The sequence below is a fragment of the Nonomuraea zeae genome (assembly GCF_005889725.1).
GTDB lineage: Bacteria > Actinomycetota > Actinomycetes > Streptosporangiales > Streptosporangiaceae > Nonomuraea > Nonomuraea zeae.
The window spans coordinates 50,923-61,072 of the sequence record NZ_VCKX01000037.1; the positions used below are offsets into that span (position 1 = coordinate 50,923).

General features: G+C 71.7%; 11 protein-coding genes. 8 read left to right on the plus strand and 3 right to left on the minus strand.

Translation table 11 applies throughout. The annotated features are described in order from the left end of the window. Positions 1 to 51 precede the first annotated feature (51 nt). Positions 52 to 2,241: a peptidase domain-containing ABC transporter gene (locus ETD85_RS14875; protein ID WP_138690286.1), complete on the plus strand. Its 2,190-nt coding sequence runs from the start codon at positions 52 to 54 to the stop codon at positions 2,239 to 2,241. A gap of 391 nt (positions 2,242 to 2,632) precedes the next feature. Here ETD85_RS14875 and ETD85_RS14885 read toward each other — a convergent pair whose 3' ends face one another. Then, positions 2,633 to 3,283, minus strand: a complete 651-nt coding sequence (locus tag ETD85_RS14885; RefSeq protein WP_138690287.1) for a TetR/AcrR family transcriptional regulator — start codon at positions 3,281 to 3,283, stop codon at positions 2,633 to 2,635. A 74-nt stretch (positions 3,284 to 3,357) separates the two neighbouring features. On the opposite strand from ETD85_RS14885, the gene ETD85_RS14890 reads away from it, so the two are divergent. The 3 genes from ETD85_RS14890 to ETD85_RS14900 are packed head-to-tail and all read left to right on the plus strand — an operon-like array spanning position 3,358 to position 4,889. Further along, positions 3,358 to 4,170 carry an SDR family NAD(P)-dependent oxidoreductase gene (locus tag ETD85_RS14890; RefSeq protein WP_420847250.1) on the plus strand — a complete coding sequence of 271 codons (813 nt, stop codon included), beginning with the start codon at positions 3,358 to 3,360 and terminating at the stop codon, positions 4,168 to 4,170. A 58-nt stretch (positions 4,171 to 4,228) separates the two neighbouring features. Next, the gene (locus ETD85_RS14895; RefSeq protein WP_138690289.1) at positions 4,229 to 4,639 is read left to right on the plus strand and encodes a DUF2199 domain-containing protein; all 411 of its coding nucleotides are present in this window, start codon (positions 4,229 to 4,231) and stop codon (positions 4,637 to 4,639) included. After that, positions 4,617 to 4,889 carry a hypothetical protein gene (locus tag ETD85_RS14900; protein ID WP_138690290.1) on the plus strand — a complete coding sequence of 91 codons (273 nt, stop codon included), beginning with the start codon at positions 4,617 to 4,619 and terminating at the stop codon, positions 4,887 to 4,889. Before ETD85_RS14895 ends, ETD85_RS14900 begins: the two co-directional genes overlap by 23 nt. Positions 4,890 to 5,126: 237 nt before the next feature. On the opposite strand, the gene ETD85_RS14905 is transcribed toward ETD85_RS14900, so the two are convergent. Further along, positions 5,127 to 5,783, minus strand: a complete 657-nt coding sequence (locus tag ETD85_RS14905; protein WP_138690291.1) for a TetR/AcrR family transcriptional regulator — start codon at positions 5,781 to 5,783, stop codon at positions 5,127 to 5,129. Between the two features lie 113 nt (positions 5,784 to 5,896). Further along, complete coding sequence (locus ETD85_RS14910; RefSeq protein ID WP_240779153.1) at positions 5,897 to 6,898, minus strand: hypothetical protein; 1,002 nt, start codon at positions 6,896 to 6,898, stop codon at positions 5,897 to 5,899. Positions 6,899 to 7,033: 135 nt separating this feature from the next. On the opposite strand from ETD85_RS14910, the gene ETD85_RS14915 reads away from it, so the two are divergent. The 4 genes from ETD85_RS14915 to ETD85_RS14930 form a co-directional block, all read left to right on the plus strand. Then, the gene (locus ETD85_RS14915; RefSeq protein WP_138690293.1) at positions 7,034 to 7,912 is read left to right on the plus strand and encodes an SseB family protein; all 879 of its coding nucleotides are present in this window, start codon (positions 7,034 to 7,036) and stop codon (positions 7,910 to 7,912) included. Continuing rightward, on the plus strand, positions 7,882 to 8,313 hold the full coding sequence (locus tag ETD85_RS14920; protein ID WP_240779154.1) for a hypothetical protein: 432 nt from the start codon (positions 7,882 to 7,884) through the stop codon (positions 8,311 to 8,313). Before ETD85_RS14915 ends, ETD85_RS14920 begins: the two co-directional genes overlap by 31 nt. Before the next feature lie 122 nt (positions 8,314 to 8,435). Beyond that, the gene (locus ETD85_RS14925) at positions 8,436 to 8,780 is read left to right on the plus strand and encodes a hypothetical protein (RefSeq protein ID WP_138690294.1); all 345 of its coding nucleotides are present in this window, start codon (positions 8,436 to 8,438) and stop codon (positions 8,778 to 8,780) included. Positions 8,781 to 8,789: 9 nt separating this feature from the next. Continuing rightward, a partial coding sequence (locus tag ETD85_RS14930; RefSeq protein ID WP_138690295.1) for a WXG100-like domain-containing protein occupies positions 8,790 to 10,150 on the plus strand: 1,361 nt, incomplete at its 3' end.

Genomic DNA, 10,150 nt, shown 5'->3' on the forward strand with positions numbered 1-10,150 from the left:
GGGACGCCGCGCCTTCCCGCCGGGCGAGGCCGTGCTCACCGGGGATGCCCGGTGAGCCGCCTGCGGGTGGTGCTCCAGAACACGCAGACCGAGTGCGGGCCGGCGTGCCTGGCGATGGTGCTGCGCCATCACGGCCACCGCACGACCGTCACCGAGTTGGCCGACCTTCTCGGCGTCGGCCGCGACGGCCTCAGCGCCCGCGCCATCGTGGCGGGCGCACGCGAACACGGGCTGACCGCCAAGGCGTTCCAGCTCGCCCCCGGCGACCTGGCCAGGGTGCCGCTCCCGGCCATCGTCCACTGGGAGTCCAGCCACTTCGTGGTCGTCGAGCGGTGGGCCGTCGACCGGGTGGACATCGTCGATCCCGGCCAGGGGCGGCGGCGGCTGACCCCGTCGGAGTTCGCGGCGGGGTTCAGCGGGGTGCTGCTCGCCTTCGAGCCGGGGGCGGGGTTCCGGCGCGGGTCGTCGTCGCTGGCCGGGGCGTGGCGGCGGGAGTTCGTACGGACGCTGCTGCGGCGACGGCGCGGGCTGCTCGCGCAGGTCATCGTGGCCTCGCTGCTGCTGCAACTGGTCGGCCTGGCCCTGCCGCTCTTCTCCGAGCTGCTGCTGGACACGGTCCTGCCGCGGCATGCCGCCGGCCTGCTGCCGCTGCTGGGGGCGGCGGTGCTGGTCGCGGGGGCGGCCCAGCTCCTCCTGGGGTATCTGCGGTCGGCGCTGCTGGTGACCGTACGCGCCCGCGCCGACCAGGAGCTCAGTGAGGGGGTGGTCGGCCATCTGGTGGCCCTCCCCTACACGTACTTCACCCGGCGGGGCACCGGCGACCTGGTGACCCGCGCCTCCAGCGTCTCGACCCTGCGGGAGCTGCTCACCGGCCAGATCATCACCGCGGTGCTCGACGGGCCGCTCGCCATCGGCTACCTGGTGCTCGTCTACGCCCGCGACCCGGTCTTCGGGGCGGCGCTGACCGGCGTGGTGCTGCTCCAGTCGCTGCTCCTGCTGGCCACGTCCCGGCGCGTCCACCTGCTGACGCAGCAGGAGCTGGCGGCGCTGTCGAAGTCGCAGAGCACCCTCATCCAGACGCTCAGCGGCATCGAGACGCTCAAAGCGTCGGGCGCCGAGCGCAGGGCGATGGACCAGTGGTCGGAGCACTTCGCCCAGCAACTCGACGCGGACGTCCGCATCGGCCTCACCCACGGCCTCCTGGACGCCGTCGTGTCAGCGATCCGCGTCGTCACGCCGCTCGGGCTGCTGTGGATCGGCGCCTGGCGGGTGCTCGAGGGTGAGCTCTCCGCCGGCGCGCTGATCGCGCTCAACGCGATCGCCCTGGCCGCGCTGACCCCGCTCGGCTCGCTGATGACGAGCCTGCAGAGCCTCCAGCAGGCGGGCGCCCACTTCGACCGGCTCTCCGACATCCTCGTCTCCGCCCCGGAACCGAACGAGGGCATCGAGGTGCTGCGCCTGCGTGGCCGGATCGAGCTGCGCGACGTCGGCTTCCGCCACGACCCGCGCGGCCCGTGGACCCTGCGCGGCGTGTCGGTGTCGATCAGCCCCGGCCAGAAGGTCGCGCTGGTGGGCGCCTCGGGCTCCGGCAAGAGCACGCTGGCCAGGCTCCTGCTGGCGCTGCACCTCCCGGTCGAGGGCGAGATCCGCTACGACGGCGTGCCCGCGGGCGAGCTCAACCTGCGCACCCTGCGCCGCCAGTTCGGCGTCGTCACCCAGGACCCGTCCCTGTTCAACGGCACCATCCGCGAGAACATCGCGCTCAACGACCCGGACGCGCCGCTGGAGCGGGTGGTCGCGGCCGCCGAGGTGGCCGCGCTGCACGACGAGATCATGGCCATGCCCATGAGGTACGAGACGATGCTGATCGAGGGCGGCGGCCTGTCCGGCGGCCAGCGGCAGCGTCTGGCCCTGGCCCGCGCCCTGTTGTGCCGGCCCAAGGTGCTCCTGCTCGACGAGGCCACCAGCAACCTCGACAGCGCCACGGAGGCCATCGTCGAAGCCAACCTGGCCTGGCTCCCGCAGACGCGCATCGTCATCGCCCACCGTCTCAGCACGGTGAGGGACGCCGACCTCATCGTGGTCCTCGACCGGGGACGCGTCGTGCAGCGCGGCACCCACGAGGAGCTGATCGCCGTGCCCGGCAGGTACGCCGAGCTCCTCGCCGCCCAGGCCGGATCCTGGCGGCCTGTCCCGGTCCCGCCGCCCGACCGTGGGGGCGGCGGGGTCAGGGCCGGGTGAGGAATGCGAGCAGCGCCGGCCAGGCGCCACCGCTTGCGCTTGCGCGGCAGCAGGTCCAACGGCCCGAACTCATCGACGCAGATCACCCTCCCATCGGGGAGCGAGTGATCGTACAACTCACCCAGCCTGAGCCATCTGACCGTCGCGTGCTTCCTGCACGCACTGCGGTGGTGGTAATGATCTTCGGCCGGGTACTGTCAACTTCGGTGACGCAAGCGCCGATATTTCGACACCCGTCGAACTGACAGTGCCCAGGTCGAGGGCAGGGCTCACTGTCACCTTCGCTGCATCCAGACACATCCGTCCGGCGCGCTGGGGCGGCCTCAGCGGGTGATCGCGGCGAGGGCCCTCGGCGGCCTTCGCCGGGGATTGAGCACGAGGCGGCGCGCGTTCACGGGCGCTCCGGCGCGGGCCCGGCGGTGAGCTCGGCCAGGCCCGCGCGGGCGACGTCGAGCACGCGGCCGACCAGGGGAAGCAGCTCCCCGGTAGCGGTGTCGCGGTGGCGGGCCTCGTGGGTCATGTACAGCTCGCGCAGGCCGCCCACCACGGTGTACGCGGTCAGGCGCGGGGCCAGCGCGTCGGGCGGCAGGCCCACGTCCTTGCCGATGGCGGCGGCGATCAGGCGTTCGAGCTCGTAGTAGCTCGCGCGGGCCCGACCGCGGAGATCCTCGTCCTCGGCGATCAGGGTGGCCCGCCTGATGCGGCGGGACCAGGTCTCGCCCGGCTCGGAGCCCTGGTCGGCGTCGTGTTCGTCCAGAGCGCGCATCGTGTCGCGCATCCACTCGCCGACGGCGTCGAGTGCCGCGCCCGGGCGGCTGTCGAGGCGGGCGGCCAACGACTCCGGGGCGAACGGGTCGTCCGCGAACAGCAGGTCTTCCTTGGTGGGGAAGTGCAGCGTGACGGTCCGCGTCGCGACGTCCGCGTGCTCGGCGATCGCCGCGATGGTCGTGTTGCGGTAGCCGTGTGACGTGAACAGCTCCAGCGCCGAGGTCTGGATCCGCTCGCGGGTCTGCCGCTTCTTCCGATCTCGCCGGCCTTCCATGCGGTGACTCTACCACCCATCCAATTAATGCAGTCCATGCTACTCTTAGAACGAACGGCATTGATTGTGGAGAGGTGAGGACGTTGTCCAAGATCTGGTTCATCACCGGCACGTCGAAGGGGTTCGGCCGGGAGTGGGCGCAGGCCGCCCTCGACCGTGGCGACCGGGTGGCCGCCACCGCACGCGACCTCGGCCACCTGCGCCCCCTCGTCGAGCAGTACGGGGACGCCGTGCTGCCCCTGCGGCTCGACATCACCGACCGCGCGGCCGTGTTCGCCGCCGTGCGGCAGGCGGCCGAGCACTTCGGCGGGCTGGACGTGGTGGTCAACAACGCGGGTTACGGCCATTTCGGCATGGTCGAGGAGCTGACCGAGGCCGAGATCCGAGCCGAGATGGAGACCAACTTCTTCGGCACGCTGTGGGTCACGCAGGCGGCCCTGCCGGTGCTGCGGGCGCAGGGTCGCGGCCGGATCATCCAGGTCACCAGCGAGGGCGGCGTCCGGGCGTTCCCCGGCATCGGCGGCTACCACGCGTCGAAGTGGGCGGTGGAGGGGATGTCGGAGTCGCTGCGCAAGGAGGTCCAGGGCTTCGGCATCGACGTGATCTGCCTGGAGCCCGGGCCGTACTCGACCGACTTCGGCGGCGGGAGCATCCGTACGAGCGCCCAGCACCCGGACTACGCCGAGGTCCACGCGGCCACCGAGATCGAGTGGGACCTCGGGGACCCGAAGGCGACGCGCGGGCCGATCCTGGAGCTGGCCGACACCGACGACCCGCCGGCCCGGATCTTCTTCGGCAAGTCGTTCGAGCCGGTCGCGGCCGAGTACGAGGAGCGGCTTGCCACCTGGCGCAAGTGGCAGCCGGTCTCGCTGGCCGCATTCCGTTGATCGTGCACCGTGGTCATGACCCGGTCCCCCGCTCAATGCCGATGCCCCGGGCTGCGGGCTGAGCTCCGACCAGTGCGTGATCCAGGGGCAGGCGTTCTTCGTGCGCGGGCTGATCGAGATCCCCGTGACCGACCTCGGCGAGACGTTCAGCTGGGGCGCGTGGGTCTCGCTCAGCCCTGAGAATTTCGCCCGCGCGGTGAAGCTCTGGGAGACGCCCGGCAGGGAGAGCGAGCCGCCCTACTTCGGCTGGCTGTCGACGGAGCTGCCGATCTACTCGCCGTCAACGATCAACCTCAAGGCCAACCTGCACACCCGCGCAGTAGGACGACGCCCGCTCATCGAGCTGGAGCCGACCGACCACCCGCTGGCCGTCGAGCAGCGGAACGGGATCACCTTGGCCCGGGTCCAGCAGATCGCCGAGACCCTGCTGCACGGCTTCTCAACGGATGCTCAACATCGCCCTGGCTAGGGCCAAGGTCTTCCAGCTCGTCGCCAGGTGCTGGAACGGCGGCGACAAGACCCGGATGTACTTCACCATCTGGGAGCACAAGTCGGGCGGCATCTACAAGTCCGTGAAGTACGGCCGGAAGCTGCCCTGCAACGGCAAGCCGCAGTACGGCCGCATCTACAACGCGAAGATCGGCACCAGGTACCGCGTCTCCATCCAGCTCGCCGGGAAGCGGCACACGGCCGAGGCGTGGCTGCAGAACTACGGCTGACCGCTGGGGGCGCCGGCCAGGGTCAAGCCCGCCGCCTGCTCGCGCCCCCGCCGGCCCGGGTCGGGCGCCCGCAGGCGTACCCAGGCGGCCGGCTCGATCGGCGGGCCGTCGAAGAGCGTCGGCGCGCCGAACGTCAGGCGCCGGAAGTGCGGGGTGACGTCCTGACCGCCACCACGGTGATCGGGTGGTCCTGGGCCCCGAACGCCGTGGCGACGGCGCCGCCGTACCCTCCGGCCATCAGCGGGCGGTCCGCGGGACCGCGATCGGCCGGCCGGGCGGGAGCTGGGCGACCAGCCCCTCAGCGGTCGAGGTGATCAGCAGGACGAAATAGTCCTCGGGAGTGTGCTCGGGGATGCCCGTCATGGCCTGCTGGAGCAGCGCGGAGCCGGCCATCGCGGCCAGCGCCTCCTCGGCGGCCTGGGAGCGGAGCTCGGTCTCGCGCTCCTGCTCGGCCATGGTGACGCCCAGGGTGATGGTGGCGATCGCCGAGCTGAGCACGACGGCGGCGGCCGGGTCGTAACCACGTCGGCCCAGGGCGACGATCTGGTGTTCGAGCAGCCGCACGCCCGAAGGCCCCCGGGGGAACAGCCGCTGGAAGTACTGGGCCGTACCCGGGTGCGCGAGCGTGAAGGAGCGCAGTTGCGCGGCGAAGCCGACCAGGTGGGCGACGGCCGGCTCCGCCGGGTCGTCGACCAGCTTGAGCCCTGCCAGGATCGCCTCGCCGACCAGGCTCTCCAGCGCCGAGCGGCTCGGCACGTGGCGGTAGATCGCGGCCGTCGTGACGCCGAGCGCGTCGGCCACGGCCTGCACGGTCAGCTCGGGCAGGCCGATCCTCGTCCCGGCGCGGATCACGTCCTCAAGGGTGAAGCTGGCAGTTCGGCCACCGGTCCTCATAGGTTAGCCTCTCCTTAGTTATGGGGGCTAACTTAGAAGGGGATCGGCTCCGGCGCAAGGGACCCGCCGGGCCGCTTCCGGGGAAGGCGGGCTCCCCGGAAGCGGAACCGGGCTCAGAACGCGATGAATCCGTACAGCGCCAGATGGTTGGACTTCGTGCTGCTCACCGTGTGGCCGATGCTGGACGGCTGCACGGTGCCCTTGACGAACAGGTAGTCGATCTTCCTGGAGCCGGCGGTGGCCTTCGTGCCGTAGCCGGTCATGCCGAAGCCGCCGAGGGTCGTGGCGGCGATGTTCGTGCGATTCGCGTCGATCCCGATCACCCGGATCGTCGAGGCGTTCATCAGGCTCGTGGCGTCCGAGCCGACGTGGATGCCGGAGCTCGCGATGCCCGGGTCACCCTCGCCGGCGCAGGCGTGGGCGCCGTTCTGTTCCGGAAGGTGCATGGTCGCGGCGAAGACCGGGGTCCCCGTCGCCTTGATCGTGAACCTCGCCGCGATGGCGCTCGTGCGCTTCCACTTGTACTCGTTCGTGCTGCCGTCGTCGTTGCTCGGCGGCTTGTACAGCGTGCACCCGGCGCCGCCCGCGTACGACGTCCCGGGCTTTAACCAGCCCGCGCTCCAGTATTTCGAGGTGTCGCCCGCCGCGAGGCTCAGCGTCCTCGTGTTGTAGATGATCCCGTTGGTCTGCTTCTTCTTCAGGTCGCCGAGCGCCTGCTGGCTGCATTTGTGGGTGCTGCCCCACACCTCGGGATCGTCCCAGGCCACGATCGCCTTGTAGGTGCCCGCCGGATAGCCGAACTTGGCCGCGAGCTGGTCGGCGTACGCCTCGGCCTGCCCGGTGCCGCGCACCTGCTGCACGATCAGGAGGTCCGGAGCCTGTACGCCGGTGGTGCCCGTCTTGCCGTTGTCGTCGACGAGCATCGACGTGAGGTGGTCCGTGCCCGAGACCCGGGTGCACGAGCCGTCGGCGTTGTTCCGCACCAGGTTCTCGATGTTGTTGTTGTAGACCCGCAGCACGCGATCCGCCGCGGTCGTGGGCGCTTCCTGCGCCTGCGCGGCCGGGGTGGTGGTCGTGGTGGTGATTGCGATGAGTGCGGCAACGGCCGCGAGCACTGTCGCGCCAGGCGATCGATGATTGAAGAACACCGTCGCAGAGTAACGACGACCCCCTGGCGGATGGCGGCCTTGAGGTAAGACCCTGACCCACGCGGCGGGCGCTCCCGGTGGCCGACACGGCAAACTGGGCGAATGACGTCGAGTGATCATCAACCCGGCACGCCGTTCGAGGAACAGCTGGCGGCGGCGCAGGGGGCGCTGCGACTGAGCCTGCTGCGCGACGCCGACCTGGCGCTGCCGATCACCGCCGCCGCGGCGGCCGGGACCGAGGCCCCCGCCTGGGCGACCGCCGCCGGCCCCGAGCGGACATGGTTGCTCGCCTTCACCTCCGTCGAGGCCATGCGGCTGGCCACCGGCGGCGTCGCCACGCACTGCCGGGTCGTCTCGCTGGTCGAGCTGGCCGCCGGATGGCCGGACCCGCGGTGGGGGCTGGCGATCAACCCTGGGCTGGAGACCGCGGTCCTGCTGGAGTCCGGCACGGTGGCCAGGCTGGCGGTGCCCACCCTGGTCCAGGATCTCGCGCTGGACCCCGGCTCGGGGGTGCCCGCGGTCCAGAAGCTGCTCTCCCCCGAAGACGTCCACGGGCTGCTGAACGAGGGCGAGCCGCGCGTCTCCGGCTACTGCCACCACGCGCTGGACGTCTCGCACATCGCGACGCCGACCGTGCTCGCCGCGGCGCTGGGCCGGCCCGACATGGTGACCGCGGACGGCTCGCTGAACATCCTGCGCTGGCGCCCCGCCGGCCTCGGCCTCTACCGCACCCCCTACGGAGGGACGGACGAGGAGGGCAGGGCCGCGGTGGCGGGCTGGGTGGTCGAGGAGCCGCCGTTCGTCGGGATGGGCCTGGTGCCCAGCGTCGATCACATCATCAGGGAGTACAAGGTGTACGGGGTGGGCCTGCCGCACGGCGCCGAGATCTGGGAGCTCACCATCGAGGGGCACGAGCACCGGCGCGCGCTCTACCACGGCGACCTGCGCAGGTGGCTGCTGATCGGGACGCGGGCGCGATGAGCCTGCACTTCTACCGGGCCAGGTGGCAGGGCGCGGACTACGTGGCCAGCCCCGAGCCGCACGCCCTGGAGCTGTGGGTACGGCTGCGCAGCCCCGAGCCGGCGGACGGCTTCGAGGAGGTCGAGCCCGGCTGCCACGTACGGCCGGTCCCGGCGGCCGAGTGCACGGCCCTGCACTTCGTGACGACGGAGTGCTCGTGGCGGGGCGAACGCTTCCAGGTGCACGGCGAGCGGGACGGGCGGCTGCTGATCGAATATCTGGGCGGCTCCGCGCCCGCGGCCGTGGAGCTGGGGCTGGACCGGGTCGAGCGGGGCGTCTACCGCCGCTGGGTGCCTCGCGAGGAGGTCACGGAGATACGTGAACGGGCTGTGTCACTGGATGTCGAGAATGAACACTTTTGAGCGAACTCTTGTCTCCTGATGTTCATGTGACAGAAACTAGCCAGTAACGCGGGAGAGACGTAAGAGGCGCGCGTACGTCCACCCGGCGTCGAGCAGTTCGCCGATCGGGTGGGAGGCAGGCAGTGAGACTCTGGGACGGCACGCAAATCGTCAAGCCCACAGTGGACCGGGCCACCTCTGAGTGGGCCACGCTGGCCGAGGACGTCGATCGGACGACCGCCGTGCTCGTCGACCAGGTCAAGCAGGCTCTCGCGACCGCTCCGTGGGGCGGCGGAGCCGAGGGCATGGCGTTCAAGGCGGCCCACTTCCGCAACGACGGGCCGGACAAGATGCTCGCGAAGTGCGCCGAGATCTCCAAGGGAATCGCCGACGCGGGGGCCAAGGTCCGCAAGGCCATCGACAACACCCTGCAGACGGACGCCGACATCAAGCGCGATCTCGCGGCCGGGCTGCGGGTGGAGATCTAGGCCCGGAACGTGACGGCCAACGGCGGGGGCGCCGGCGTTCAGGGTGGCGGCAGCCGCACCGGCGGCGGACAGGCGAGCGCGCAGCCCGCGGTCCGCATCGACCGCGACGTCCTGCCCGCGTGGGAGACGGAAGCGCTGCCCGAGTGGGTGGTCAACTGGCTGATCCCGATGCTGTCGGCCGGGCAGAAGTGGCCGGAGGCGAGCGAGAGCGGGCTGTCGACGCTGGCCCAGGCGTACGAGAGCCTGGCCGCCGGCGCCGTCGGCACGACGCCCCGCGCGGGCGCGGCCGTGCGCGCGCTCGCGACCGGCTGGGAGGCGCCCGCCACCGCGAACTTCGTCGACCGGGCCAAGTCCCTGTACGGCCACAACGCCGGCCTGGCCGGGGTGAGCGGGAACGCGCAGGCCTACTCGCAGCAGGCCAGCAACTTCGCCGTCGAGTCGCAGTACTCCAAGCTGTCCATCAACGTGGCCTTCTGGGTCACGGTGGTGGCCATCGCCATCGCGCTCATCGTCGCGTTCTTCAGCGCCGGGTCGTCCACCGCGATCATCGGCCCGACCGCGGCCGGGCTCCGGGCGGCCATCAGCCGCATCCTCGTCCGGCTCATGACCATGGGCGCCAGGGAGCTGGGCACGACGCAGCTCGCCCGGGTGACCGTGCTCACCGGCGCCACCGGGCGCGGGCTGCTCGCCAGGGTCCTCGCCTCGTCGATCGGGCGCGAGCTCATCGAGGAGATCGGCGAGGAGTTCTTCATCGACGCGGTGGCCCAGTACCAGCAGATCCAGATGGGCACCAGGAAGGAGTGGGACTGGCAGAAGTCCCAGGCCGCGATCATCGGAGCGGGCACCGGCGCGCTCGTCGGCACCAAGCTGGCCGGGCCCGTGTCGAGGGTCACCCGGCACGTGCCCGGGTTCGCGGGCCGCGCGCTGACCACCGGCCTGACCAACACCATCGCCTCCCCGGTGGGCAGCTTCCTCGCCAACGGCATGGTCTACGGGCAGTGGCAGAACCCGTTCTCGGTCGACTCGCTCATGGGCGGCTTCCTCGGTGGCGCGGGGCGGACGGGCTCGATCAGCCCGTTCAACCCCGAGGTCTACATGGCGCTGGCGCATCCGGCCTCCTCGCTCGCCGCGGCGCACGACGCGGCCGCGCGTACCGACGCGAGCCGCGCGGGCGGGCCTCCCGGACCGCCCGGGAGTCCGGGGAGCCCGGGGGAAGGCCGCCCCGCCGGCACCGGCCCGGACGGCGGGCAGCCCGGCGCCCCCGGGGCCGTACGCGTCCCCGACGTCGCGGCGCCGGTCAGGGCCGGCGCGGCTCCGGCCGCCGGCGCGCCGTCGAACACCACGCCCTCCGCCCCGGCCCCGGACGACCC

What these genes read in the sequence shown, in the direction of transcription:
- ETD85_RS14915 (WP_138690293.1), top strand. Translation starts at nt 7,034, where the DNA reads ATGACGTCGAGTGATCATCAACCCGGCACGCCGTTCGAGGAACAGCTG.
- ETD85_RS14900 (WP_138690290.1), top strand. Translation starts at nt 4,617, where the DNA reads ATGCTCAACATCGCCCTGGCTAGGGCCAAGGTCTTCCAGCTCGTCGCC.
- ETD85_RS14885 (WP_138690287.1), bottom strand. Translation starts at nt 3,283, where the DNA reads ATGGAAGGCCGGCGAGATCGGAAGAAGCGGCAGACCCGCGAGCGGATC.
- ETD85_RS14905 (WP_138690291.1), bottom strand. Translation starts at nt 5,783, where the DNA reads ATGAGGACCGGTGGCCGAACTGCCAGCTTCACCCTTGAGGACGTGATC.